Genomic DNA, 25,092 nt, shown 5'->3' with positions numbered 1-25,092 from the left:
TGGGCCCCGGCTCTGCGGCGCACCGCTGAAGGGCGATGCGTCCGGGGCACGATAGTGTTTACGCGGCCGCTCTGAGCCCGAACGCCTCGGCCAGCAGCGAATACGACCTCTTTCGCGCGTCGTGGTCGTAGACCGCCGTGATCACCATCAACTCGTCCGGCTTGCTGGCATCGATCAATGGCTGAAGCTTTTTCTGCACCGTCGCCGGATTGCCCACGAAGAGGCGCGAGCGGTTGCGCAGGATCGAGGTGCGCTCGGACGCCGTATAGGGATAGGCCGTCGCCTCCTCGACGCTCGGCAACGGCAGATACTGGCCGCGGTCGCGGCGCAGGCGGTTGAGATCGAACGAGGTGGCTAGCTTTTCGGCCTCCTCGTCGGTATCGGCAACGATAGCAGCGACCGCGAGAATCGCGCGCGGGCTCGCACTCCAGGCCGAGGGCTGGAAGCGATTGCGGTAATGCACCATCGCATCGATCGCGTCGTGGGACGCGAAATGATGGGCGAAGGCGAAGCCCATGCCGACTTGCGCCGCCAATTCCGAGGAATAATCGCTGGAGCCGAGCAGCCAGATCGGCGGCAACGGCGTGTCGTCGGGCATCGCGACGACGTTGTGGTAGGGATGCCCAGCAGGGAATTCGCGGGTCTGCCACAGGATCAATTCGTGCAGCCGCTCCAGGAAATCGTCGCCCTCGCGGCGATCGAGCCGGCTGCGAAGCGCGTACGCCGTGGCGCCATCGGTGCCGGGCGCGCGGCCAAGGCCAAGATCGATGCGGCCGGGAAACAGCGCCTCCAGCATCTTGAAACGCTCGGCCACGACCAACGGGGCGTGGTTGGGCAGCATCACGCCGCCCGAGCCGACGCGGATGTGCTTCGTCACCGCCGCGATCTGCCCGATCATCACGTCGGGCGCAGGGCTCGCGACGGAAGCGAGATTGTGGTGCTCGGCGAGCCAGTAGCGGACATAGCCGAGCCCGTCGACATGGCGCGCCAGATCGATGCTGTTGCGCAGCGCCGCGGCGGGCTTGGTGCCTGTGGTGACGACGGAGAGGTCGAGGACTGAGAGCGGGATCATCGCGCGTTAACGTAGTGGAGGGCAGCGCGGCGGCAATGGGCAGGCTGCGCAGATCTGACGTGCGGGCGGCAGGCCGGCTCGCCCTTAGCGAATGGTTGGGACAAGCGACCTCTCAATCATCAGAAATTCACGTGGCCCACACCCTTAGTTGCCTCGTCAAGCATCCAAAGATCCAATAAAGTATTGCAATACTGATATATTTATGGATCGGTGACCATCCCACGATATAGCGGATAGGAGCTAAAATTCAACATAATACGTGTGAAGTGGGCCACTTCCCATCATTGATGGGCTGTCGATCAAGCCGCCTTTGCCCTATCTTGGACCTTCGAAGCTGGACCTGACCGCCGGTCGCCTGAAATTGGAGTGAGTGGTGCCATGACTAACGCGACGATTCCCGCCCAAGCCGACGGGCAAGACGGGTACCTGAAGCGTCCTGCGATCTCCTTCGAGTTCTTTCCGCCCAAGACGGCAGATATGGAGCGCAATCTCTGGGACACCATCAACCGGCTGGCCCCGCTCGACCCGAAATTCGTCTCGGTGACCTATGGCGCCGGCGGCTCGACCCGCGAGCGCACCCATTCGACCATCTCGCGCATCCTCAAGGAAACGGCGCTGCTGCCGGCCGCGCATCTGACCTGTGTCGGCGCCTCGCGCGGCGAGATCGACGAGATCGTCGACCGCTATCACGAGGTCGGCGTCCGCCACATCGTTGCCTTGCGCGGCGATCCCGCCGGCGGCATCGGCACGCCCTATTCGAGCCATCCCGACGGCTATCAGAGCTCCGCAGACCTCGTCGCCGGCATCAAGACGCGGCACGCGGACATCGAGGTGTCGGTTTCGGCCTACCCCGAGAAGCACCCTGAGGCGCGCGACTTCGACGCCGACATCGACACGCTGAAGGCCAAAGTCGACGCCGGCGCTGCGCGCGCGATCACGCAGGTCTTCTTCGACAACGACCTTTACTTCCGCTATCTCGACCGCGTCCGCGCCCGCGGCATCGACATCCCGATCGTGCCGGGCATCATGCCGATGCACAATTTCAAGCAGGCCAGAGCCTTCGTCACCCGTGCCGGCACCTCCGTGCCGGACTGGTTCGCCGCGAAATTCGAGGGCCTCGATGACGACGCCGAGACCCGCAAGCTGGTGGCTGCCACCGTCGCAGCCGGCCAGGTGCAGAAGCTCGCCAAGCACGGCGTCGACACCTTCCATTTCTACACCATGAACCGCGCCGATCTCGTGTTCGCGATCAGCCATTTGCTCGGCATCCGCGCCAAGAGCGCGCAGAAGGCGGCGTAAGACAACATGACCGTACCCACCTCTCCGAAGCGTACCGCCCTGCTCAATGCCGCGCGCGAGCGCATCCTCGTGCTCGACGGCGCCATGGGCACGATGATCCAGAACCTCCAGTTCGACGAGGCCGCCTTCCGCGGCGAGCGCTTCAAGAATTTTCATCGCGACCTGCGCGGCAACAACGATCTCTTGATCCTGACCCAGCCGCAGGCGATCGAGGACATCCACGCCGCGTATTTGCGCGCCGGCGCCGACATCGTCGCCACCAACACCTTCTCCACGACCTCGATCGCGCAGGCCGATTACGATCTCACCGGCATCGTCTACGAGATGGCGCGCGAAGGCGCCCGCCTTGCCGGCAATGCCGCACGGCGCGTCGAGGCCGAGGACGGCAAGCCGCGCTTCGTCGCCGGCGCGATTGGCCCCACCAACCGCACCGCCTCTATCTCTCCCGACGTTTCCAATCCCGGCTACCGCGCCGTTACTTTCGACGACTTGCGCAAATCCTATGGCGAGCAGATCGACGGCATGCTCGACGGCGGCGTCGACCTGCTGCTGGTCGAGACCATCTTCGACACGCTGAACGCCAAGGCGGCGCTCTATGCGATCGCCGAGATCACCGAAGCGCGCGGCATCGACGTGCCCGTGATGGTGTCGGGCACCATCACCGACAAGTCCGGCCGCCTGCTGTCGGGCCAGATGCCGGAGGCGTTCTGGAATTCGGTGCGGCACGCCAAACCCGTCACCATCGGCTTCAATTGCGCACTCGGCGCCGAAGATTTGCGCGCGCATATCGCCGACATCGGCCGCGTCGCCGACACGCTGGTCTGCGCCTATCCCAATGCCGGCCTGCCCAACGAATTCGGCCAGTATGACGAGACCCCGGAATACATGGCCCGCCTGGTCGGCGAGTTCGCGCGCGACGGCCTCGTCAACATCGTCGGCGGCTGCTGCGGCACCACGCCGGAGCATATCGCGGCGATCGCGGCAGCCGTCGCGCCGCACAAGCCGCGCATCGTGCCGGAGATCGAGCCGCGCTTGAGGCTCTCCGGCCTCGAGCCATTCATCCTGACCGACGCCATCCCGTTCGTGAACGTCGGCGAACGCACCAACGTCACCGGCTCGGCCCGCTTCCGCAAGCTGATCACCAACGGCGACTATACGGCCGCGCTGCAGGTCGCGCGCGATCAGGTCGAGAACGGCGCGCAGATCATCGACGTCAACATGGACGAGGGCCTGCTCGATTCCGAAGCGGCGATGGTGACCTTCCTGAACCTCGTCGCCGCCGAGCCCGACATCGCCCGCGTCCCCGTGATGGTCGATTCCTCGAAATTCTCGGTGATCGAGGCCGGCCTGAAATGCGTGCAGGGCAAGCCGGTCGTCAACTCGATCTCGATGAAGGAAGGCGAGGACAAGTTCATTCACGAAGCCGGGATCGCCCGCCGCCACGGCGCGGCCGTCGTGGTGATGGCGTTCGACGAGGCCGGCCAGGCCGACACGTTCGCGCGCAAGACCGAGATCTGCAAGCGCGCCTACGACATCCTGGTGGACCGCGTCGGCTTTCCGCCGGAAGACATCATCTTCGATCCGAACATCTTCGCGATCGCAACCGGCATCGAGGAGCACAACAATTACGGCGTCGACTTCATCGAGGCGACGCGCTGGATCCGCAAGAACCTGCCGGGCGCGCACATCTCGGGCGGCGTCTCCAATCTGTCGTTCTCGTTCCGCGGCAACGAACCGGTGCGCGAAGCCATGCATTCGGTGTTCCTGTATCATGCCATCAAGGCCGGCATGGACATGGGCATCGTCAATGCCGGGCAGATGATCGTCTATGACGACATCGATGCCGAGCTGCGCCAGACCTGCGAAGACGTCGTCCTCAACCGCGATCCGGGCGCGTCCGAACGCCTGCTGGCGCTGGCGGAAAAATTCCGCGGCAACAAGACCCAGACCAAGGAAGCTGATCTGGCCTGGCGCGAATGGCCGGTCGAGAAGCGGCTGTCGCATTCGCTGGTGCACGGGATCACCGAGTTCATCGAAACGGATACCGAGGAAGCCCGCAAGGCGTCGAAGCGTCCGCTCGACGTGATCGAGGGCCCGCTGATGGCCGGCATGAACGTGGTCGGCGATCTCTTCGGCGACGGCAAGATGTTCCTGCCGCAGGTGGTGAAATCCGCGCGCGTCATGAAGCAGGCGGTGGCCTGGCTGATGCCGTTCATGGAGGAGGAGAAGGCGCGCAACCTCGCCAACGGCATCGGCACCGAGGGATCGAGCTCCGCCGGCAAGATCGTGCTCGCGACCGTGAAGGGCGACGTCCACGACATCGGCAAGAACATCGTCGGCATCGTGCTCCAGTGCAACAATTTCGAGGTCATCGACCTCGGCGTGATGGTGCCGGCCGCCAAGATCGTCGAGACCGTGAAGGCGGAGAAGGCCGACATCGTCGGCCTGTCCGGCCTGATCACGCCTTCGCTCGACGAGATGGCGTTCTTCGCCGGCGAATTGCAGCGCGAAGGTCTCAAGCTGCCGCTCTTGATCGGCGGCGCCACGACGAGCCGGGTGCACACGGCGGTGAAGATCGACCCGAGCTACCGCGCCGGTCCCGTCGTCCATGTCAACGACGCCAGCCGCGCCGTCGGCGTCGCCTCCTCGCTGCTGTCGCCCGAGAAGCGCGACGCCTACGCCGCCGAGGTGCGGGCCGAATACGCAAAAATCTCGGATGCGCATCTGCGCGCGCAGGCCGACAAGAAGCGGCTGAAGCTGGCGGCGGCGCGCGCCAACCGCGTGCCGGTCGATTTCGCGGCGAACAGGCCGGTGAAGCCGACCTTCCTCGGCACCAGGAGCTTTGACGACTACGATCTCGCCGAGCTCGTGCCTTATATCGACTGGACGCCGTTCTTCCAGACCTGGGAGCTTGCCGGGCGTTTTCCGGCCATCCTCGACGATGCCAAGGTCGGCGAGGTCGCGCGCTCGCTCTACGACGACGCGCGCAAAATGCTCGACCTGATCGTCAAGGAGAAATGGTTCCGGGCACGCGCGACGGTCGGCTTCTGGCCGGCGAATGCCGACGGCGACGACGTCGTGCTCTACGCCGACGAGAGCCGGACCAGGAGCATCGCGACGCTGCACACGCTGCGCCAGCAGCTCGAGAAGCGCGAAGGCCGCTTCAACGCCGCGCTCGCCGACTTCGTCGCGCCTGCGGGCGTGCCCGACTATGTCGGCGGCTTCGTCGTCACCGCGGGGATCGGCGAGGATGTGGTCGCCGACCGCTTCAAGATGGCGAACGACGATTACTCCTCGATCCTGTGCAAGGCGCTGGCCGACCGCCTCGCCGAGGCCTTCGCCGAGCGCATGCATGCCCGCGTGCGCCGCGAGTTCTGGGCCTATGCGCCGGACGAGGCGCTGTCGCCCGACGATCTGATCCTCGAAAAGTACCAGGGCATCCGCCCCGCGCCCGGTTATCCCGCCCAGCCCGATCACACCGAGAAGGCGACGCTGTTCGAGCTGCTCGACGCCGAGGCGACCGCCGGCGTAAAGCTGACCGAGAGCTTTGCGATGTGGCCGGGCTCTTCCGTGTCGGGGCTCTATTTCGCGAACCCCGAGAGCTATTATTTCGGCGTCGGCAAGATCGAGCGCGACCAGGTCGAGGACTACGCCGCGCGCAAGGGCATGAGTGTGGCGGAGACCGAGCGCTGGCTCGCGCCGGTCTTGAACTACATCCCGTCGCAGCAGGCGCCCGACAAGGCCTTTACGGCGACGCCGGCGAACGACGAGACGTCGAAGGAGCTTGCCTCGCATCCGCCCGGCTGCACCTGCGCGGTGCATCTCGTCTGGCAGAAAAAGCGCGCGGGGGCGGGATAGCCCGCCTCCAGGGCAAAAAGCGGGAAAACAACCCCATGCACAGTAGGGATCGGGTTGAAAAAGCTCGATAGATTTTCGGTCTTGCCGAAACGGCTTGCTCCGTCGGGCAAAACACCTGTAATATTCCATCATCGCCTGCTGCGGCCGTTACGCATTCCACGGCGACAGTCTGGATTGCTTCGCTGCGCTCGCAATGACGGAGCAAGTGGCGGCATCCGGACCTCCGGCTCACAAGCAACAGACATAACTTCGCTCGCGGGAACCCGCAGCTTGTGAACTCGATCACTTGTCCGCTCAACCTTGATTCGCTACGCTGTCGGTCTACTACCTTCAAACCGACGGTTTGCTTGGGGTCGAACATATGAAGCAGTTCATTGCACTCTTCGTCGCCGCGATCGTTCTTGTCGTGCTGCCCACGATTGCCTCGGCGGACTGTCCGAAAGGCTACGTGCCATGCGGCGAGCGAAGTCAGTTGTGCTGCCCAGGCAAGTAGCAAGCCGCAAATGGCTTTGGCTTGGTAGTGGAGTCTTTGTCGCGCTGGCCCTCGTGATGGTCGCGGTCTGGGTCGGATTTCCGCGAAAGAAGCAGACGATCACGGCGATCCTCTCCGAAACCGGATATTTCGAGGTGGTGCCGCCGAGCACGTTCGGGGGCCCCGGCACGATCAACACGATCGAATATCTCACCAACGGCCGGCTGGAGCTGCATCCGACCTGCGAGGTCGATCCCGCGCTGCTGACCGGCAAGATCCAGAAATCACCGACCGTGGACCGCGACCTCAAGCAGTCGCTCGAGAAGAATCTCGACGTGTCCGCGCAGGTCAGGGACAAGCTGTCCGCCGTCGCCGGCATGCAGCAGGTCGACTCGATCCACCTCAAGCTCGAGAATGCCAACATCCTGCTGATTTCCGACGAGTCGCTGATCTCGACCCGGAATGCATTGCTGAAGGCCGAATGCGAGGACGCGGTCACCCAGAACATTTCGAGCGGGGGCGTCGTCTGCCAGACGCGGTCCGTGCTGGAAGCCGACGTCGTCTACGAGATCAAATACCACAACAAGATCTCGATGGAGGAGAAGGCCAAGCTGACCTCCGAGATCGCGGCGAAGCTCGACCTGGAGGCACACCAAGGCTCGGACGACAAGGTCTCCGGCTCCCAATTGTTCTTCGGCATCAGGCTGTCGCCGAGCCCGATCGTCCTGAAGAACGCGACGGGCGAGATCAAGCCCTGTACGCGGAAGTAGGATCGACGCCGCACCTCACCCCTGCCGTGAACGCAACGCGCGCTCGCCGCGACCAATGGCGGTCGCCGCCGAAGATCAGGGGGATCGGATGCTGAACGCCCAACAATTGATGTGGACACAGATCGCCGCCGGCATCGCCGTGCTGCTGTTTGGATTGACGCTGTTCAACCTGGTCCGCATGCGGGGCCGGATGCAAGCCGCGCGAAGCTGGGACAAGGTGGATGGCATCATCACGGTCTCCCGGGTCGACCAGCCCTCGGCGCACGCCTCGGACGATCGGAACGACGCCAGGCCCATCATCCGCTATCGCTATCAGGCCGGCGGCCAGGAGCTGGAAAGCGACAAGATATTTGTCGGCGGCCCCGTCATCACGACGCGGGTTCTGGCCGCAAAACTGGCCGGACGATATCCGGTCGGCGCGCATGTCGACGTCCATGTCGATCCGAGGCAACCGACCGAGGCGCTGCTCGAACCTGCTGCCGCGCAGAACGTCGCGGCGCTGGTGGCGTTCACGATGGTGTTCGGCGTCATCGCCGCCACCCTGACCGCGCATTCGCTCGCCGGCCACGTTCTCTACGCCGACAACGGCGTTCCGCTGTTCGCGTTTGCGCTGCCGATCATCGTGCTCGTGGGCGGCATGTTCTGCGTCGCCGAGTATGTCCGGACGCGCCGGCTGGCGAGCGCCAGCCTGCGCTGGCCGACCGCGTCGGGCAGGGTCACGCATTGCGATGTGATCGAGGAGATCATCGAGGAGAAGACCGACCACGACGATAAACCGACGACGTCAAAGCTTGTACACCGCTATCAGATCGATCTGCGCTACGCCTACAGGGTCGGCAAGCGCGACTTCATCGGCACCGAAGTCGATTGGGGCGGCACCATGATCTCCGGGCTGCGCGAGGTCGCCGAAAAGGCCGCGGCGAAATATCGTCCCGGGCAGAAGGTCAACGTCTATTACGATCCGGACCAGCCGGGACAGGCGGTGCTGGAGCCTGCGAGCCGGGAAGGCGCGCTGGGTCCGCTGATCGGTGCCGCGGTCTGCGCGATCGTCGGCGGCCTTTTCCTGACGATCCTGATCAAGGTCGGGTTCGCGTAGCGGCGTGTGATGCGGCTCACCCCTTCGGCGGTGCCAGCGGCTGCACGATCTCCCGGAACGGCGCCAGCGCCTCGCAGGCGTCGGCGTGAGCCGACAGCGCCGGATAGCACGAGGCCTCGAACAGAAGCGGGTGCGCCTCGCGGGTGAAGCGCACGACGCAGGCCACCGCGACATCGGCGTGGCCGATGCGCATCCCCAGCCAGTACGGCGTCGTCACCTTGGCGCGCTCGGCCTCCAGCGCTTTCAGAACGTCCGCGATCTGCGCCTCGCAGCGCTCGACCCACAGCGCAAGCTGCTCCTTCCGCAGCACGCGCTCGTACAGCAGGCTCACCGCCTTGTCGCCGAGACCGGAGGCGAGCGCGCAGATGCGCAGATGCTTCCGCCGCTCGGCGCCGCTTCGCGGCAGCATCGCCCTCTCTGGCCCTACCAGTTCGTCGAGATAGTCGAGGATGATCGTGCTCTCGATCAGTGACTCGCCGTCGTCGAGCACCAGCGTCGGCACCCGGCGCAGCGGATTATAGGGCGCGATCTTGTCGGCATCGCCGAAGGTCGACCACGGCCTGTGCTCGAAGGCGAGCCCATAGAGCCTCAGCGCGATCGCAACGCGGCGGACGAAGGGGGAGTCGTATTGGCCGATCAGGAACATGGGTCACCTCTCGTCATTGCCGGGCTTGCCCCGCCTGCGGGCCGAAGCCCCTTCGGCGCGGCGAAGGCCCGGCAATCCATCTTCTTCACAAGGTCATTATAGGATAAGGATGGATGCCCGGTTCAAGTCCGGGCATGACGATTTCGGACCGAGGCGCGATCTCATGCGATATCTGCTGCCTGGCATTTCCGGACTTTTGATCGCAACAACCATCGCCCATACGCAGGACCGCCCGATCGGCTTCCAGACGCCGTCGAAGAACATCGCCTGCCAGTTCTTCACCGATAACGGCCAGGGCGTTCTTCGCTGCGACATCATGAACCTGGAAAGCCGCCCGCGCCGGCCCGCCGATTGCGAACTCGAATGGGGCAACGCCTTCGAGATGAGCGCAAAGGGAGCCGCGGGACGCATCTGCGCCGGCGACACGGTGATGGATCCGTCGTTGCCGGTGCTCGCCTATGGCGAGGTGTGGCAACGCGGCGGATTTACCTGCCGGTCGGAGCAGACCGGGCTGACATGCTTCAACGCGATGCAGCGGGGATTTTCGCTGGCAAGGGCGAAGCAGGACGTGTTTTGAGTTTGTAAGCACACATGAGCGGAGCGACATGTGGGCGCGGTAGCCCCGGATGTCGCTTCGCTCATCCGGGCTGCGATACCGTCGGGTCGAGGGGCGGCGCGGCCGCAATGCATTCCGTCATTGCGAGCGTAGCGAAGCAATCCTGAACCTCTCCGCGGGCGCAGTCTGGATTGCTTGGTCGCAAGGGCTCCTCGCAATGACAGTGAGGGGGTAGGCCGCAGACTATTCAATAATCGGCACATGCCTCGCCGCATTGCGCGACACTGTGCCATCAAGCCGCGGATCGTCGGCGATCTCGATCTGGCGGCGGAACGCGCGGAAGCCGGAGCGCTGATAGAACGCAACGGCGGACGGATGGTCGAAGGTGCAGGTGTGCACCCAGACGCAGCGGAGGTCGCGTGACCACGCGAGCTCCAGCGCGCGGTTCATCAGGAAGCGGGCCGCGCCCGTCCCGATCAATGGCGCGGTAACGCCGAAATAGACCAGCTCGCATTGGCCGGCCTCGCGAAAGTCCAGCTCCAACAGGCCTTCATCGCGGCCGTCCACGACAAGTGCATAGATCTCGACGCCCGGTGCATGGATGATTGCGGCGAGCTCGGCGTCGTTCATGCGCGCCCGTGAAAACCACAACCACTCCTCGCCGACACGGCGATGGAGATCGCGATACCAATGAAGCGCGGGGGCATCGGCCCTGCGCAGCGTCCACGCGCCTGGCGGATCGTCACGGCGTGAGGGGCGCGCGGTCATCTCCAGATGAGTGACGACGGCGGCGATCTTGCCGGCGGGGACGTCGGAATAGCCATCGGGAAGGATCATGGTTGGTTGCTTCCCTTCGTATTGGGTCGAAGGACGGTGCCGTTTGAGGAGCGGCAGCAGCGCCACACGCCGTCATTGCGAGCGCAGCGAAGCAATCCAGACTGTCTCCGCGGCGGCAGTCTGGATTGCTTCGTCGCAAGGGCTCCTCGCAATGACAGGGAGAGAGAGCGTGTGCCGCTACCCCTCCCCCTCATCACTCGCCAGCACGCCCTTCACCGCACGCGCCCAGCCCGCGAGCTTCCGCTCGCGCGTCGCCTGGCTCATGTTCGGCTTGAAGCGATGCTCGAGGCGCCAGTTGTCGGCGAATTTGGTCGGCTCGGGATAGACGCCGGCCTCGAGGCCGGCGAGATAGGCGGCCCCCAGCGCCGTGGTCTCCTGGATCACGGGGCGATCGACCGGAGCGTCGAGCAGATCGGAAAGGCGCTGCATGGTCCAGTCGGACGCCGTCATGCCGCCGTCGACGCGGAGCACGACGCTGGCGGTCTCCGAGCTCGGCCAATCCGCGCGCATCGCGGCCCAGAGATCGAAGGTCTGGTAGCAGACGCTCTCCAGTGCGGCATGCGCGAGCTCGGCGGGGCCGGTGTTGCGGGTGAGGCCGAACAGCGCGCCGCGGACGCGCGGATTCCAGTAGGGCGCGCCCATGCCGACGAAGGCCGGCACCAGATAGACGCTCTGCATCGAGTCGGACTGATCGGCAAGAGGTCCGGTCTCGGCGGCGTGCTTGATGATGCCGAGGCCGTCGCGCAGCCACTGCACCGCCGAGCCCGCGACGAAGATCGAGCCTTCGAGCGCGTAGGTGCGTTTTCCCGCGAGCTGATAGGCGACCGTGGTGAGCAGCTTGTTCTTCGAGACGACCGGCGTGGTGCCGGTGTTGAGCAGCGCGAAGCAGCCGGTGCCGTAGGTGGACTTCATCATGCCCGGGCGGAAGCAGGCCTGGCCGATGGTCGCGGCCTGCTGGTCGCCGGCGATGCCGGAGATGGCGATGGCGCCGCCGAAGAGATCAGGCACGCTCTCGCCGAAGCGGGCGGAGGAATCCTTCACCTCGGGCAGCATCGAGCGCGGCACGCCGATGATCTCCAGGAGTTCGTCGTCCCACTGTCCGGTGTGGATATTGAACAGCAGCGTGCGCGAGGCGTTGGTGGCGTCGGTGGCGTGCACCTTGCCGCCGGTGAGGCGCCACAGCAGATAGCAGTCGACGGTGCCGAACATCAGCTCGCCGCGCGCGGCACGCGCCCGCGCGCCGGGGACGTGGTCGAGGATCCATGCGACCTTGGTGCCGGAAAAATAGGGATCGATGATCAGGCCGGTCTTCTGCGAGATCACCGGCTCGCGGCCTTCTGCTTTCAGTTTGGCGCAGATGTCGGCGGTGCGGCGGTCCTGCCAGACGATGGCGCGGTGCACGGCCTGGCCCGTGGCGCGGTCCCACACCACGGTGGTCTCGCGCTGGTTGGTGATGCCGATCGCGGCAATGTCCTTTGCGCCGATGCCGGCCTGCTCGATCGCGTCGCGGCACACCATCACGGTCGAGGTCCAGATGTCCTCCGGCTCGTGCTCGACCCAGCCCGAGGCCGGGAAATGCTGCGGGAATTCCTGCTGCGCGCGGGCCGCGATGGAAATGTCGCTGCGGAACACGATGGCGCGCGAGGAGGTGGTGCCCTGGTCGATGGCGAGGACGAAAGACATGGTAGCTACCCTGGCGTTTTCTTGGCGTTGTCCCGAGAGGGATCATTGTGTCGCGCCAAGAAAAGGGGATTGGCAGGGGAAGGTCAAGCCGAGAGGCGCTTACCCTCCCCTGGAGGGGGAGGGTAAGCTCGCATTGAGCGAACCGAAATGTGAGACGGGGTGGGGTGATCTCTCCACACGGGCGGCTTTCGACGCGGAGAGACCGTCACCCCACCCCGCTACGCATTTCGCTGCGCTGCATGCGTAGCGACCCTCCCCCTCCAGGGGAGGGTAAGAGAAGCGGGCTCGAAACATTATGTTCGGCGATGTTTCAGGGGCGCTGTTTCCGCCTCACGCGATCCGTAGAGTTCGACATGGATGCGTTCGAGCACGGCGGTCAGATCGCTTGTGATCTCAGAATTCCAGAAGCGAATGACGCGATAGCCCTTCGTTCTCGAGCCAGCTCTGCCGTGCACGATCTCGGTCGGCCGTCTCATCTTCGTTATGGTGTCCGCCGTCGAGTTCGATGATCAGGCGCTTTGCCGGGCAGAAGAAGTCGACAATGCAAGAACCGATCGGTGCTTGTCGTCGGAAGTGCGAGCCTTCGATCGGCATTTCCTTGATGGCGCGCCAAAGCATCCGTTCATGCGGCGTCGTATTTGCCCTCAACCTCTTCGCGGCGGCGCGGCGTATTGATGTGGAGACCATTGCCGTGGCTTCACCCCACCCCGCTCACGCTTCGCGCGAGCGACCCTCCCCCTTCAGGGGAGAGTAAAGTGGAGCGCGCTCGCGGCAAAATTGCAAGTGAAAGAGAGCTACACCGCGGCCGTGGTCACGCCGCCGTCGATGACGATGGTCTGGCCGGTCATGAAGCTCGACGCATCCGAGGCGAGGTAGGCGACGGCGCCGGCGATCTCGTCGGGTTCGCCGATGCGGCGGAGCGGCGTGGTGGCGGTGCGGCGCTTGAGGTTGGCTTCGTCTTCCCACAGCGCGCGGGCGAAGTCGGTCTTGACGAGGCCGGGCGCGATGCAGTTGACGCGGACGCCTTTCGGGCCCCATTCGCCGGCGAGCGAGCGGCACAGCGCGAAGTCGGCGGCTTTGGAGATGCCGTAGGCGCCGATCACGGTGGAGCCGCGCAGGCCCCCGATCGAGGAGATGATGACGACGGAGCCATTGCCGCGCTCGGCCATCTGCGGGATCGCGAGCGCCGAGAGCCAGATGTTGCTCTTGACGTTGCTGCCCATGATCTTGTCGAAGGCCTCGTCGGTGATGTCGAGCAGTGGGCCGTAGTAGGGATTGACCGCGGCGTTGCAGACGAGGATGTCGATCTTGCCGTAGTGTTTCGTTGCGCCCGCGATCAGCGCCTCGACTTCGGCCTTGCGGGCGATGTTGCAGGGAATGACGACGGCATCGCCGCCGGCCGCCTTGATGCCGTCGGCGACCTCCTGGCAGGCCTCGGCCTTGCGCGAGGACACCACGACCTTGGCACCGAGCTTTGCCAGCAGCTCGGCGGAGGAGCGGCCGATGCCGCGGCTGGAGCCGGTGACCACGGCGACCTTGCCGGTGAGATCGAACGGGGTGTTTTTCATTGTTGTTGCCTCGCTGACGCCGCGTACTCCGTCATTGCGAGCGGAGCGAAGCAATCCAGGATCTTTCCGCTGAGAAAGTCTGGATTGCTTCGTCGCCAGTGCTCCTCGCGATGACGGTGGAGAGACCTAGATCAACCCGCCGCCATCGGCGACGCGGCGCTGGTGGTAGTCGGTGTCGCCGAACGAGTTCTCGATCATGGTGAGGCGCTTGAAGTAGTGGCCGATCTTCGCCTCCATGGTCATGCCGATGCCGCCGTGGAGCTGGATCGCCTGCTGGCCGACGAACTTCAGCGACTTGCCGATCTGCACCTTGGCCGCGGCGATGGCGTTGGCGCGCTCCTTGGCGTTCTCGAAATCACCGGCCATGGTCGCGAACATCGACATCGATCTCGCCTGCTCGGTGGCGACGAACATGTCGGAGGCGCGGTGCTGCAGCGACTGGAACGAGCCGATCGCGACGCCGAATTGCTTGCGCGTCTTGATGTACTCGACCGTGGTCTTGAGCGACTCGTCCATCAGGCCGACGGCCTCGGCGCAGAGCGCGATGCGGGCCTCGTCGACGACGCGCTCGATCAGGGCGAGCGAGTCCTCGGGATTGCCGATTACGGCGTCGCTGCCGACCTCGACACCGGTGAAGCTGATGTCGGCGGCGTGCAGGCCGTCCTGGGTCGGGTACGACTTCTTGGTGATGCCCTTGGCGTTCGCGGGCACCAGGAATACGCCGATGCCGGTCTTGTCGCGACGATCCCCCCTGGTGCGCGCGGTGACGACGAGCGTGTCGGCGTTCTCGCCGTTGAGCACGACGAATTTCTCGCCGTCGATGACGTAAGCCTCGCCCTTCTTCTTGGCGGTCGTGGTGACGTCGAACAGATCGTAGCGCGAGTTCTTCTCGAGCTGGGCGAACGCCAGCGTCTTGCTGCCATCGACGATGCCGGGCACGTGCGCCGCCTTCTGCGCATCGGTGCCGGCATGGCGCAGGAAGCCGCCGCCGATCACGACGGTTGCGAGATAAGGCTCGAGCACCAGCGCCTTGCCCAGCGCTTCCATCACGATCATGGTCTCGACGCCGCCGCCGCCGAAGCCGCCATCGGCTTCCGCGAAGGGCAGGCCCAGCAGGCCCTGCTCGGCCAGCTTGCCCCAGACCGCTTTGCTCCAGCCGCCCTTTTCCTTCATGTATTTCTTGCGGCTCTCGAAATCGTAGGAATCGGTCAGCAGGCCGTCGATGCTGTCCTTGAGAAGCCGCTGCTCCTCGTTCAAATCAAAATCCATGTTCTTTGGTTCCTCGTACCCGGACTATTTGGCGTCGTCATTCCGGGATGGCCCGAAGGGCCAGGCCCGGAATCCATAATCCCGATTGGTGGTTATGGATTCCGGGCTCGCGACTTCGTCGCGCCCCGGAATGACGGTGGAAGAATTGCCCTCCCCGCCTCCGCGGAGAGGAGAAGATCACAGCCCCAGCACGGCCTTGGCGATGATGTTGCGCTGGATCTCGTTGGAGCCGCCGTAGATCGAGACCTTGCGATTGTTGAAGTAGCTCGGCGCGATCTGGGCGGTCCAGTCCATGGCTTCGTTCGAGCCGTCGTCGCCGTGCACATCGTAGGGCGCAGCGAACGGGCCGATCACTTCCATCAGGAGCTCGGTGGTGGTCTGCTGGATCTCGGAGCCCTTGATCTTCAGCACGGACGAGGCCGGATTGGGCTTGCCCTTGCCGTGCTTGCCTTCGTCGGCGACAACGCGCAGCTGGGTCAGCTCGAGCGCCTTCAGCTCGATCTCGCAGGCCGCCAGCTTCTCGCGGAACGCGGCGTCCTGGATGATCGGCTTGCCGGCGGATTCGACCTTGCCGGCGAGATCGCGGATGCGGCGCAGCCGCTCCTTGGAGACGCCGACCCGGGCGATGCCGGTGCGCTCATTTCCGAGCAGGAATTTCGCGTAATCCCAGCCCTTGTTCTCCTCGCCGATCAGGTTCTCGACAGGCACCTCGACGTCGTCGAAGAACACCTCGTTGACCTCGGCGCCGCCGTCGATGGTCTGGATCGGGCGCACGGTGACGCCCTTCGACTTCATCGAGAACACGATGAAGGAGATGCCCATCTGCTTCTTGGCATTGTTGTCGGTGCGGCAGAGGCAGAAGATCATGTCGGCGTGCTGGGCCAGCGTGGTCCAGGTCTTCTGGCCGTTGATGATCCACTTGTCGCCCTTGCGTTCGGCCTTGGTCTTGAGCGAAGCGAGATCGGAGCCGGAGCCGGGCTCGGAGAAGCCCTGGCACCACCAATCGTCGACATTGGCGATGCGCGGCAGATACTGCTTCTTCTGCTCCTCGTTGCCGAAAGTGTAGATGACGGGGCCGACCATGCTGACGCCGAAGGCGAGCGGCTGCGGCGCCGGATAGGACTGCAGCTCCTCGTTGAAGATGTAGTGCTGCACCGATGTCCAGCCGGTGCCGCCATATTGCTTCGGCCAGTGGCTGACGCCCCAGCCCTTCTTGTTGAGGATGCGCCACCAGGTCACCATCTCGTCCTTGGAGAGGTGGCGGCCCTCGACCAGCTTGCGCCGCGTGTCCGGCGGCACGTTGTCGCGGAAGAATGACCGCACTTCCTCGCGAAACGCCTGCTCTTCTTTCGTGAATGCGAGATCCATCGGATCCTCCTGTGAATTACTGCAAAACCTCGAACAACCCCGCCGCGCCCATGCCTCCGCCGACGCACATGGTGACGACCGCGTATTTGGCCTTGCGGCGGCGGCCTTCGATCAAGGCGTGGCCGGTCAGGCGCGCGCCCGACATGCCGTAGGGATGGCCGACCGCGATCGCGCCGCCGTCGACGTTGATCTTCTCAGGGTCGATGCCGAGCTTGTCGCGGCAATACAGCACCTGCACCGCGAAGGCTTCGTTCAGCTCCCAGAGGCCGATGTCGTCGACGGTGAGGCCGTGGCGCTTGAGCAGCCGCGGCACCGCGAAGACCGGGCCGATGCCCATCTCGTCCGGCTCGCAGCCGGCGGAGACGAAGCCGCGGAAAATGCCGAGCGGCTTGAGGCCGCGCTTGGACGCTTCCTTGTCGCTCATGATCACGGAGGCGCTGGCGCCGTCGGAGAGCTGGCTGGCATTGCCGGCGGTGATCGAAAAACCTTCGCCGCGGACGGGCTTGAGGCCGGCAAGGCCCTCGGCCGTGGTCTCGGGGCGTGGACCTTCGTCCTGCGACAGCGTCACCTCCTTGAACGAGACGGCACCGGTCGCCTTGTCGGTGACCGCCATCTGCGTGGTGATCGGCGCGAGCTCGTCCTTGAACTTGCCGCCCTGCTGGGCGGCCGCGGTGCGGCGCTGGCTCTCCAGCGAATATTCGTCCTGCTTCTCGCGCGAGATGCCGTAGCGCTTGGCGACGATTTCGGCCGTGTCGATCATGGGCATGTAGACCTCGCCCTTGATCTTGAGCAGAGCGGGGTCCTGGGCGTGGAAGCCGTTCATCTTGTCGTTTTGCACGAGCGAGATCGACTCGCCGCCGCCGCCGACCGCGATCTCGACGCCGTCGAAGATCACCGAGCGCGCGGCGAGCGCGATCGCCTGCAGGCCGGAGGCGCATTGCCGATCGATCGTGGTGCCGGCGACGGTGACGGGAAGGCCGGCACGCAGCAGCGCCTTGCGCGCGATGTTGCCGCCGGTGGCGCCCTGCTGGAGCGCTGCGCCCATCACGACGTCCTCGACCTCCTTCGGGTCGACCTTGGCGCGCGCGACGGCCTCGCCGATGGCGTGGCCGAGCAGGGTTGCGCCCTCGGTGGCGTTGAGTGCGCCGCGATAGGCCTTGCCGATCGGGGTGCGGGCGGTGGAAACGATGACGGCGTCGGTCAAGAACGACCTCCTGATGCGAGTGGCGTGGATTGTGACGGTTTCTGCTGCTGGCGCAACTCGTGGCGCGACAGCTTTCCGACCGGCGTGCGCGGCAGATCGTCGACGAACACGACCTCGGCCGGCAGCTCGTGCTTGCCGACCTTGCCGGCGAGCTGCGCGCGCAGCTCGTCGAGCGAGAACGGCTTTGCGCCGGGCTTCAGCTTGATGAAGGCCTTGGCGGCCTCGCCGCGGTACTGGTCGGGGATGCCGAGCACGATCACCTCGTGCACACCGGGAATGGTGTAGATCGCCTGCTCGATCATCTGCGGATAGACGTTGAAACCGCCGGAGATGATCATGTCCTTCTTGCGGTCGACCAGGAAGAAATAGCCGTCGGTATCGACATAGCCGATGTCGCCGGTGAGGAAGCGGCCGTCGACGAAGGCATCAGTCGAACCCTCCGGCTTGTTCCAGTAGCCCTTGGTGACGTTCGGGCCCTTGATGCGTATCTCGCCGACTTCGCCCGGCGGCAATACGCGGGTCGGATCGTCCAGCGCGACGACGTCGAGCTCGATGCCGGGCAGCATCAGGCCGATCGAGCCGGGCTTGTCCGGGCCAACCGGCGGATGGCCGGTGCCGGGCGAGCAGGTCTCGGTCATGCCCCAGCCGCTGCGCAGCTTCTTGCCGACCTTGCGCTCGAAGAAGTTGGCGATCTCCACCGGCAGCGGCGCGCCGCCGGAGCCGATGGTGGCGAGCGAGGAGAAATCGCGCTTGTCCAGATCAGGGAGGGCTGCGATCGCGATCCACATCGTCGGCACGCCCGGAAAATAAGTCGCGCGCTTGACCTCGATGTCGCGCATCACCGCTTCGACGTCGAAGCGCTGATGCAGCGAGATCAGATGGCCGCGGCTCAGCGAGGACAACAGCACGACGGTGAGCGCATAGATGTGGAACAGCGGCAGCACGCAGATCACGCGCTCGATGGCGTCGCCGCGCGCCGCGCGTGACGGCTTGCCCCAGACGTCGTAGATCGACACCGCAGACGTCAGATTGCCGTGGGTGAGCATGGCGCCCTTGGGCAGGCCGGTGGTGCCGCCGGTATATTGCAGCAGCGCGACGTCGGCGGCGGTCACTTTCGGCCACTCTGCCGGCGCGGTCGCCCCCTCGACGAAGGTCCTGAAGGTGACGATGCGGGGATCATCGGGGATCGGCGCCTGCGGCGTGCCGACCTTGCCCCAATTGTCGTCCTCGCAGACGACCAGGCGATCGATCAGGCCCTTCTCGAGAAACTTCAGCGCCGTCGGCAGCAGCGCCGCGAGGTTGGAGGTGACGAGCAGGCGCGAACCGGAATCGGAGACCTTGTGCGTCAGCGCGATCTCGCCGTCGAGCGGCGAAAGATGCGCGACGCGGGCGCCGGCCTTGAGCGCGCCGAAGAAATTGACGGGGTGGTCCGGCGTGTTGCCGAGGAACAGCGCGACGGAGGTGTTCTTGCCGCAACCGGCGCGCAGGAACGCGGCGGCCGCACGCCCGGCCATGGCGGCGAGCTCGGCATAGGTGATCGGCCGGTCGCGGAATTCCAGCGCGGCGCGCGGGCCGTACTCGGCCGCGGCCTTCGCCAGCAGATCAGGCAGCGAGCCCTGGACGATGGTGTCGTCCCAGCACACGCCCTCGGGATAAAACTGTTCGCCGGGATGGGTCATTTTCTTGATTGCTTGAGCGAGCAACTAACACAGACCGTCATTCCGGGGCGCGACGAAGTCGCGAGCCCGGAATCCATAATCGCCAACTGGGGTTATGGATTCCGGGCCTGCGCCTTGCGGCGCATCCCGGAATGACGAAGGTTGAGACGAAGCGACCATTACGCCGCTTTCGACGCGGCCGCGAGCGAGGCGAACGTCTTGCCTTCGGCCGCGAGCTTCTTCAGCAGCGGCGCCGGCTCGAGGCTCTTGTCGTTGGTCTCCTTGGCGTAGAAGGAGAGGCGATCGGCGATGTGCTTGAGGCCGACGCTGTCGGCCCAGAACATCGGGCCGCCGCGATAGATCGGCCAGCCATAGCCGTAGAGCCAGACCACGTCGATGTCGGAGGGCCGCGCCGCGATGCCTTCTTCGAGGATCTTCGCGCCCTCGTTGATCATCGGGTACATCATGCGCTCGAGGATCTCCTCGTCGCTGACGGCCCGCTTCTTGCGGCCGAGACGGAGCAGCGTCTCGTCGATCAGCTTCTCGACCTCCGGATCGGGCAGCGCCGAGCGGGAGCCCGCCTCGTACTTGTAATAGCCCTTGCCGGTCTTCTGGCCGAAGCGGCCGGCTTCGCACAGCGCGTCCGCGATCTCCGACTTGATGCCGCGATCCTTGCGCGAGCGCCAGCCGATGTCGAGGCCGGCGAGGTCGCCCATCGCGAACGGCCCCATCGGCATGCCGAATTTGGTCACGACGGCGTCGACCTGCTGCGGCAGCGCGCCTTCGAACAGCAGCTTTTCCGACTGCTTGCCGCGCTGGGCCAGCATGCGGTTGCCGACGAAACCGTCGCAGACGCCGACCACGGCCGGCACCTTCGCGATTTTTCGCGCGATGGTCACGGCAGTGACCAGCGCATCCGGCGCGGTCTTGTCGGCGCGCACGATCTCGCACAGCTTCATGACGTTCGCCGGCGAGAAGAAATGCATGCCGAGCACGTCCTGCGGGCGCTTGGTCGACTTCGCGATCTCGTCGATGTTGAGATACGAGGTGTTGGAGGCGAGCACGGCGCCGGGCTTGACGTACTGGTCGAGCTTGCCGAACACTTCCTTCTTCACCGCCATGGTCTCGAACACGGCCTCGATGACGAGGTCGGCATCGCCGACGTTCTCGATGCCGACGACGCCGTTGATCAGCGCCATGCGCTTGGCGGGCGCATCGGCGGGAATGCCGCCGCGCGCGGCGGTCGCTTCCCAGTTCTTCTGCATGATGCCCATGCCGCGCTTGAGCTGCTCCTCGCCGGTCTCGATCAGGGTGACGGGAACACCGGCATTGGCAAAGGACATCGCGATGCCGCCGCCCATGGTGCCGGCACCGAGGATGGCGACGCGGTTCACCGGCCGCGACTTGGTGCCCTCAGGCACGCCTGCGATCTTGCTGGCCTCGCGCTCGGCGAAGAAGGCATAGCGCTGCGCCTTGGACTGGTCGCTGGCGACGAGCTTCAAGAAGCCCTCGCGCTCCTTCTTCAGGCCCTCGTCGAACGGCAGGTCGATGGCGTAGCCGACGGCGTCGGCCGCCGCGAACGGCGCTTCCAGGCCGCGCGACTTCTTGGTCATCGCGGCGACCGCATTGGTGAAGATCGAGCGGTCGGCCTTGGCGGCGGCGATCTTGGAATCGTCGTCGCGCAGGCGCCGCAGCGGACGCTTCTCGGAGAGCAATTTGCGGACGAACGCTTCGCCGCCGGAGGCCGGCCCCTCGACGATCTCCTCGATCAGCCCGTTCTTGAGCGCTTCCGCCGCACCGATGGGATCGCCGCCGACGATCATCTTGACGGCGAGTTCCGGCCCGACCGCACGCGGCAGGCGCTGGGTGCCGCCGGCGCCCGGCAACAGGCCGAGTTTCACCTCGGGCAGGCCGAGCTTTGCCTCCTTGACCGCCACGCGGAAGTGACAGGCCAGCGCGACTTCGAGCCCGCCGCCGAGCGCGGTGCCGTGAATCGCGGCCACGACCGGCTTCGGCGAGTTCTCGATCTCGGACAGCACGTCGTTGAGGGCGGGCGGCTTCGGCGGCTTGCCGAATTCGGTGATGTCGGCGCCGGCAATGAAGGTGCGGCCGGCGCAGGTCAGCACGATGCCCTTGATGGCGGGATCGGCAATCGCAGCCTTGACGCACTCCAAAATGCCGCCGCGGACCGCAGCGCTCAACGCATTCACCGGAGGGCTGTCGACCGTGACGATCCCGACTTCATCATGACGCTCAAGCTTGACCACTTCGCTCACGGTGTCCCTCCTTGGTGGGGTAACTTTTGTTCGATTTCGCACTGCGGAATTTAATTCCGCATCTTGACGGCAGGGTTATTTTGAAGCACGTGACTTGTCAACGACTCCGCGCAAGAAGCAGATCAGGGATGAAGCGTACAGCAAAGAAGGCCGCGACCGATCGGAATTTCGTCGTCGCGCTTTCCCGCGGACTAGACGTATTGCGCGCATTTCAACCCAGCGACGGTCTCCTCGGCAACCAGGAAATCGCGGCCCGCACCAATCTGCCCAAGCCGACGGTTTCGCGGCTGACCTATACGTTGACGAAGCTCGGTTATCTGACGCCGGTTCCCCGCTTCGAGAAGTATCAGCTCGCGCCGGCCGCGATGGCGCTCGGATACGCTGCGTTGGCCAATCTCGGTGTTCGGCATTTGTCCGAACCGTTTCGCGAAGACATGATGCGCTCGACGGGAGGCGCCGTTGCCGTCGGCGGCCGCGACCGTCACAGCATGATCTATTTCGGGCAAAGCCGCGGCAGCGAAACGGTCGGCGTTCAACTTGACGTCGGCTCCCGTGTGCCGATTGCAACCAGCGCGATGGGCCGGGCCTATTTCTGGGCGCTCGACGAAAACGATCGCGCAGAACTGTCGCGTGTCCTGCGCGAACATTACGGCAGCCGCTGGCCCAAGATGCGCGATGGGCTGGAGCGTTCCGGCGAAACCGTCGCGAAATACGGTTTCGCGATCTCGGTCGGCGACTGGCATGACGACATCGGCGCAGCCGGAGTCGCGCTGAAGCTGAACGACGGAACCGGACCCTATGCCTTCAATTGCGGGGCGCCCGCATTCCGTTTCACGGAAGAGCGTTTGATCAACGACATTGGACCGCGTCTGCTTGCGATGGTAAGGAACATCGAAGCGGCACTTGGGGGTCTGATGCCGCATTCCAAAAAAGACGTCAGCAAAAAGCTGAAATCAGGAGGGAAAGTTGCGCGTGTGGCCGAGGGGATCAGATAGCCTTTGTCGTCGCCGGGAGCGGTTCACACCGCCCCTTTGCCCACTCAACAGTGTGGGCGAGACGAGATGACGCAGGCACAGCTCGCGCAGGGGACATCGCCCTTGCTCGCGGTTCACGACGTCAGCGTCGTGTTCGGCGGCATCATTGCGCTCAACGGCGTGTCCTTCGACATGCACAAGGGCCAGATTCTCGGGTTGATCGGCCCCAACGGCGCCGGCAAGACCACGCTCTTCAACTGCCTCTCGCGGCTGTACCAGCCGTCGTCTGGCGACATCCTGATGGAAGGCGCGAGCATCCTGTCGCGGCCGCCGCACCGGATCGCCGAGATCGGGATCGGCCGCACCTTCCAGAACGTGGCGCTGTTTCCGAATCTCTCGGTGATGGACAACGTCCGCGTCGGCGCCCATTCCAAGACCTCCAGCGACATCATCAGCGACTCCCTGAGGCTCGCGTGGGTCCGGCGCAGCGAGAGCAGCGTCAACGAGAAGGTGCACGAGATCCTGGCCTATCTCAAACTCGAGGACGTCGCCCACACCGTCGTGTCCGGCCTGCCCTTCGGCACGCAGAAGCGCGTCGAGCTTGCGCGCGCGCTCGCGGCCGATCCGAAAATCCTGCTGCTCGACGAGCCGGCCGGCGGCCTCAACCATGAGGAAGTCTATGTGCTCGGTGACCTCATTCGCCGCATCCGGGACGACCGCCACATGACGGTGCTGCTGGTCGAGCATCACATGGGCCTCGTGATGTCGATCGCCGATCACGTCGTCGCGCTGAACTTCGGCAAGAAGCTCGCGGAAGGCACGCCGGCCCAGGTGCAGGCGGATCCCGACGTCATCAAGGCTTATCTCGGGAGCAAGGACCAATGACGACGCTGCTCAACGTCAAGGACCTGCGCGCCTATTACGGCCAGGTCCAGGCGCTCCACGGCCTGTCCTTCTCGCTCAACGAGGGATCGCTGACGACGCTGCTCGGGGCCAACGGCGCCGGCAAGACCACCACGCTGCGCGCGATCTGCAACATGGTGCGCTCGACCGGCGGGATCGAGTTCGACGGCAAGCCGCTGAACAACCGCTCCACCGAGAGCATCGTGCGGTTCGGCATCGCCCACGTGCCGCAGGGCCGCGGCACCTTCACCACCATGACGGTGGAGGAAAACCTCCAGCTCGGCGCCATCACCCGCAAGGACAGCGCCGGCATCGTCTCCGACATCGAGCGCATGTATGCCCATTTCCCGGTGCTGAAACAGCGGCACACCCAGCAGGCCGGCACGCTGTCGGGCGGCGAGCAGCAGATGCTCGCGGTCGCCCGCGCCCTGATGCTGCGGCCGCGGCTGATGCTGCTGGACGAGCCGTCCTTTGGCCTCGCGCCTCTCGTGGTGCGCGACCTGTTCGGCATCCTCGGCAAGATCAACCGCGAGGACAAGGTGTCGATCCTGGTGGTCGAGCAGAACGCCCAGCTCGCGCTCGAGCTCGCCGACCAGGCCTATGTGATCGAGACCGGACGCATCGTGATGTCGGGCAATGCCAAGGACATCGCGAACAACGAAGAAATCCGCAAATCCTATCTGGGCTACTGAGGAGCCGGCACGATGGAGCTTTTCACCAACCAGGTGCTGGCCGGGATATCCACCGGCGCCATCTACGCCTGCATGGCGCTGGCCGTGGTCATGATCTACCAGGCGATCGACCATCTCAACTTCGCGCAGGGCGAGATGGCGATGTTCTCGACCTTCATCTCCTGGCAATTGATGCAATGGGGCATACCCTATTGGGGTGCGTTCATCATCGCGCTGGTGTTCTCCTTCATTGGCGGCATCGCGATCGAGCGAATCCTGTTCAAGCCGCTCGCCAAGGCGCCGGTGCTGACCAACGTCGCGGGCTTCATCGCACTGTATGCGATCATCAACTCCTCGGCCGGCCTGATCTGGGACTTCACCATCAAGCAGTATCCGACCCCGTTCGGCTCCTCGCCGTTCCTCGGCAGCCAGCTGATCTCGACCCACCAGGCCGGTATGATCGGCGTCACCGTGCTGCTGCTGCTCGCGCTCTATTTCTTCTTCCAGTACACGCGGATCGGCCTCGCCATGCGCGCGGCCGCCTCGGTGCCTGAGTCGGCCCGCCTGGTCGGCATCAACACGAGCTGGATGATCGCGCTCGGCTGGGGCATGGCGTCCGCCATCGGCGCCATCGCCGGCATGCTGATCGCCCCGGTCGTGTTCCTCGAGCCCAACATGATGGGCGGCGTGCTGATCTACGGCTTTGCCGCGGCGGTGCTCGGCGGCCTCACCAGCCCGTTCGGCGCAGTGGTCGGCGGCTTCCTCGTCGGCATCTTCGAAAACCTCGCCGGCACCTACATCCCCGGCGTCGGCAACGAGCTGAAACTCCCGATCGCGCTCGCGCTGATCATCTCCGTCCTGGTCGTCAAACCCGCTGGTCTGTTCGGCCGGCAAATCGTCAAGCGAGTTTGA

21 protein-coding genes are annotated in these 25,092 nt (G+C 65.0%); 9 read left to right on the top strand and 12 right to left on the bottom strand.

Going from position 1 to position 25,092, the window contains the following annotated elements:
- Positions 1-58: 58 nt before the first annotated feature.
- On the bottom strand, positions 59-1,072 hold the full coding sequence (locus NR187_RS02310; protein WP_256805632.1) for an LLM class flavin-dependent oxidoreductase: 1,014 nt from the start codon (positions 1,070-1,072) through the stop codon (positions 59-61).
- A gap of 378 nt (positions 1,073-1,450) precedes the next feature.
- Here NR187_RS02310 and metF point away from each other — a divergent pair, with 378 nt between their 5' ends.
- The 4 genes from metF to NR187_RS02290 all read left to right on the top strand — a co-directional run bounded on the left by metF (position 1,451) and on the right by NR187_RS02290 (position 8,567).
- Positions 1,451-2,371: a methylenetetrahydrofolate reductase [NAD(P)H] gene (gene metF / locus NR187_RS02305; RefSeq protein WP_211382047.1), complete on the top strand. Its 921-nt coding sequence runs from the start codon at positions 1,451-1,453 to the stop codon at positions 2,369-2,371.
- Between the two features lie 6 nt (positions 2,372-2,377).
- The gene (gene metH / locus NR187_RS02300) at positions 2,378-6,229 is read left to right on the top strand and encodes a methionine synthase (protein ID WP_256805631.1); all 3,852 of its coding nucleotides are present in this window, start codon (positions 2,378-2,380) and stop codon (positions 6,227-6,229) included.
- A 474-nt stretch (positions 6,230-6,703) separates the two neighbouring features.
- The gene (locus NR187_RS02295; RefSeq protein WP_256805630.1) at positions 6,704-7,471 is read left to right on the top strand and encodes a hypothetical protein; all 768 of its coding nucleotides are present in this window, start codon (positions 6,704-6,706) and stop codon (positions 7,469-7,471) included.
- 88 nt (positions 7,472-7,559) lie between these two features.
- Positions 7,560-8,567, top strand: a complete 1,008-nt coding sequence (locus NR187_RS02290; RefSeq protein ID WP_256805629.1) for a DUF3592 domain-containing protein — start codon at positions 7,560-7,562, stop codon at positions 8,565-8,567.
- Positions 8,568-8,583: 16 nt separating this feature from the next.
- On the opposite strand, the gene NR187_RS02285 is transcribed toward NR187_RS02290, so the two are convergent.
- Positions 8,584-9,213, bottom strand: a complete 630-nt coding sequence (locus NR187_RS02285) for a glutathione S-transferase family protein (RefSeq protein ID WP_256805628.1) — start codon at positions 9,211-9,213, stop codon at positions 8,584-8,586.
- A gap of 163 nt (positions 9,214-9,376) precedes the next feature.
- Here NR187_RS02285 and NR187_RS02280 point away from each other — a divergent pair, with 163 nt between their 5' ends.
- Complete coding sequence (locus NR187_RS02280) at positions 9,377-9,790, top strand: DUF6636 domain-containing protein (RefSeq protein WP_256805627.1); 414 nt, start codon at positions 9,377-9,379, stop codon at positions 9,788-9,790.
- A 222-nt stretch (positions 9,791-10,012) separates the two neighbouring features.
- On the opposite strand, the gene NR187_RS02275 is transcribed toward NR187_RS02280, so the two are convergent.
- From NR187_RS02275 to NR187_RS02230, 10 genes are all read right to left on the bottom strand, one after another.
- Positions 10,013-10,606 (bottom strand): N-acetyltransferase, encoded by a 594-nt coding sequence (locus tag NR187_RS02275; RefSeq protein ID WP_256806197.1) that lies wholly within the window; start codon positions 10,604-10,606, stop codon positions 10,013-10,015.
- A 177-nt stretch (positions 10,607-10,783) separates the two neighbouring features.
- On the bottom strand, positions 10,784-12,289 hold the full coding sequence (gene glpK / locus NR187_RS02270; protein WP_256805626.1) for a glycerol kinase GlpK: 1,506 nt from the start codon (positions 12,287-12,289) through the stop codon (positions 10,784-10,786).
- A gap of 293 nt (positions 12,290-12,582) precedes the next feature.
- The gene (locus NR187_RS02265; protein ID WP_256805625.1) at positions 12,583-12,765 is read right to left on the bottom strand and encodes a DUF559 domain-containing protein; all 183 of its coding nucleotides are present in this window, start codon (positions 12,763-12,765) and stop codon (positions 12,583-12,585) included.
- Positions 12,683-12,976, bottom strand: a complete 294-nt coding sequence (locus NR187_RS02260) for an endonuclease domain-containing protein (RefSeq protein WP_256805624.1) — start codon at positions 12,974-12,976, stop codon at positions 12,683-12,685. The genes NR187_RS02265 and NR187_RS02260 overlap by 83 nt, the downstream gene beginning before the upstream one ends.
- Positions 12,977-13,083: 107 nt before the next feature.
- Positions 13,084-13,857 (bottom strand): SDR family NAD(P)-dependent oxidoreductase, encoded by a 774-nt coding sequence (locus NR187_RS02255; protein ID WP_256805623.1) that lies wholly within the window; start codon positions 13,855-13,857, stop codon positions 13,084-13,086.
- Between the two features lie 126 nt (positions 13,858-13,983).
- On the bottom strand, positions 13,984-15,126 hold the full coding sequence (gene pimD / locus NR187_RS02250; RefSeq protein WP_256805622.1) for a pimeloyl-CoA dehydrogenase small subunit: 1,143 nt from the start codon (positions 15,124-15,126) through the stop codon (positions 13,984-13,986).
- A 177-nt stretch (positions 15,127-15,303) separates the two neighbouring features.
- A complete protein-coding gene (gene pimC, locus NR187_RS02245) occupies positions 15,304-16,494 on the bottom strand; it encodes a pimeloyl-CoA dehydrogenase large subunit (protein ID WP_211382038.1) in 1,191 nt (396 codons plus the stop codon).
- A gap of 16 nt (positions 16,495-16,510) precedes the next feature.
- Positions 16,511-17,698 (bottom strand): acetyl-CoA C-acyltransferase, encoded by a 1,188-nt coding sequence (locus NR187_RS02240; protein ID WP_211382037.1) that lies wholly within the window; start codon positions 17,696-17,698, stop codon positions 16,511-16,513.
- On the bottom strand, positions 17,695-19,377 hold the full coding sequence (pimA, locus tag NR187_RS02235) for a dicarboxylate--CoA ligase PimA (protein WP_256805621.1): 1,683 nt from the start codon (positions 19,375-19,377) through the stop codon (positions 17,695-17,697). The genes NR187_RS02240 and pimA overlap by 4 nt, the downstream gene beginning before the upstream one ends.
- 158 nt (positions 19,378-19,535) lie before the next feature.
- Positions 19,536-21,632 carry a 3-hydroxyacyl-CoA dehydrogenase NAD-binding domain-containing protein gene (locus tag NR187_RS02230; RefSeq protein ID WP_211382035.1) on the bottom strand — a complete coding sequence of 699 codons (2,097 nt, stop codon included), beginning with the start codon at positions 21,630-21,632 and terminating at the stop codon, positions 19,536-19,538.
- A gap of 128 nt (positions 21,633-21,760) precedes the next feature.
- Here NR187_RS02230 and NR187_RS02225 point away from each other — a divergent pair, with 128 nt between their 5' ends.
- From NR187_RS02225 to NR187_RS02210, 4 genes are all read left to right on the top strand, one after another.
- On the top strand, positions 21,761-22,627 hold the full coding sequence (locus NR187_RS02225) for an IclR family transcriptional regulator (protein ID WP_211382427.1): 867 nt from the start codon (positions 21,761-21,763) through the stop codon (positions 22,625-22,627).
- A gap of 66 nt (positions 22,628-22,693) precedes the next feature.
- Positions 22,694-23,491, top strand: coding sequence for an ABC transporter ATP-binding protein (locus NR187_RS02220; protein WP_211382034.1), 798 nt, complete (start codon positions 22,694-22,696; stop codon positions 23,489-23,491).
- Positions 23,488-24,201, top strand: a complete 714-nt coding sequence (locus NR187_RS02215; protein ID WP_008135694.1) for an ABC transporter ATP-binding protein — start codon at positions 23,488-23,490, stop codon at positions 24,199-24,201. The genes NR187_RS02220 and NR187_RS02215 overlap by 4 nt, the downstream gene beginning before the upstream one ends.
- A 12-nt stretch (positions 24,202-24,213) precedes the next feature.
- On the top strand, positions 24,214-25,092 hold the full coding sequence (locus NR187_RS02210) for a branched-chain amino acid ABC transporter permease (RefSeq protein ID WP_211382033.1): 879 nt from the start codon (positions 24,214-24,216) through the stop codon (positions 25,090-25,092).

The sequence above is a fragment of the Bradyrhizobium sp. Bra64 genome (genome assembly GCF_024519875.1).
Taxonomy (GTDB): Bacteria; Pseudomonadota; Alphaproteobacteria; order Rhizobiales; family Xanthobacteraceae; genus Bradyrhizobium; species Bradyrhizobium japonicum_G.
The sequence above is the reverse complement of the archived record's forward strand: the minus strand, read 5'-3'. Positions and strand labels throughout refer to the sequence as shown.

Coding starts and splice junctions, on each gene's coding strand:
- NR187_RS02310 (WP_256805632.1), bottom strand. CDS start 1,072: ATGATCCCGCTCTCAGTCCTCGACCTCTCCGTCGTCACCACAGGCACC.
- metF (WP_211382047.1), top strand. CDS start 1,451: ATGACTAACGCGACGATTCCCGCCCAAGCCGACGGGCAAGACGGGTAC.
- metH (WP_256805631.1), top strand. CDS start 2,378: ATGACCGTACCCACCTCTCCGAAGCGTACCGCCCTGCTCAATGCCGCG.
- NR187_RS02290 (WP_256805629.1), top strand. CDS start 7,560: ATGCTGAACGCCCAACAATTGATGTGGACACAGATCGCCGCCGGCATC.
- NR187_RS02285 (WP_256805628.1), bottom strand. CDS start 9,213: ATGTTCCTGATCGGCCAATACGACTCCCCCTTCGTCCGCCGCGTTGCG.
- NR187_RS02280 (WP_256805627.1), top strand. CDS start 9,377: ATGCGATATCTGCTGCCTGGCATTTCCGGACTTTTGATCGCAACAACC.
- NR187_RS02275 (WP_256806197.1), bottom strand. CDS start 10,606: ATGATCCTTCCCGATGGCTATTCCGACGTCCCCGCCGGCAAGATCGCC.
- glpK (WP_256805626.1), bottom strand. CDS start 12,289: ATGTCTTTCGTCCTCGCCATCGACCAGGGCACCACCTCCTCGCGCGCC.
- NR187_RS02265 (WP_256805625.1), bottom strand. CDS start 12,765: ATGAGACGGCCGACCGAGATCGTGCACGGCAGAGCTGGCTCGAGAACG.
- NR187_RS02260 (WP_256805624.1), bottom strand. CDS start 12,976: ATGGTCTCCACATCAATACGCCGCGCCGCCGCGAAGAGGTTGAGGGCA.
- NR187_RS02255 (WP_256805623.1), bottom strand. CDS start 13,857: ATGAAAAACACCCCGTTCGATCTCACCGGCAAGGTCGCCGTGGTCACC.
- pimD (WP_256805622.1), bottom strand. CDS start 15,126: ATGGATTTTGATTTGAACGAGGAGCAGCGGCTTCTCAAGGACAGCATC.
- pimC (WP_211382038.1), bottom strand. CDS start 16,494: ATGGATCTCGCATTCACGAAAGAAGAGCAGGCGTTTCGCGAGGAAGTG.
- pimA (WP_256805621.1), bottom strand. CDS start 19,377: ATGACCCATCCCGGCGAACAGTTTTATCCCGAGGGCGTGTGCTGGGAC.
- NR187_RS02225 (WP_211382427.1), top strand. CDS start 21,761: ATGAAGCGTACAGCAAAGAAGGCCGCGACCGATCGGAATTTCGTCGTC.
- NR187_RS02220 (WP_211382034.1), top strand. CDS start 22,694: ATGACGCAGGCACAGCTCGCGCAGGGGACATCGCCCTTGCTCGCGGTT.
- NR187_RS02215 (WP_008135694.1), top strand. CDS start 23,488: ATGACGACGCTGCTCAACGTCAAGGACCTGCGCGCCTATTACGGCCAG.
- NR187_RS02210 (WP_211382033.1), top strand. CDS start 24,214: ATGGAGCTTTTCACCAACCAGGTGCTGGCCGGGATATCCACCGGCGCC.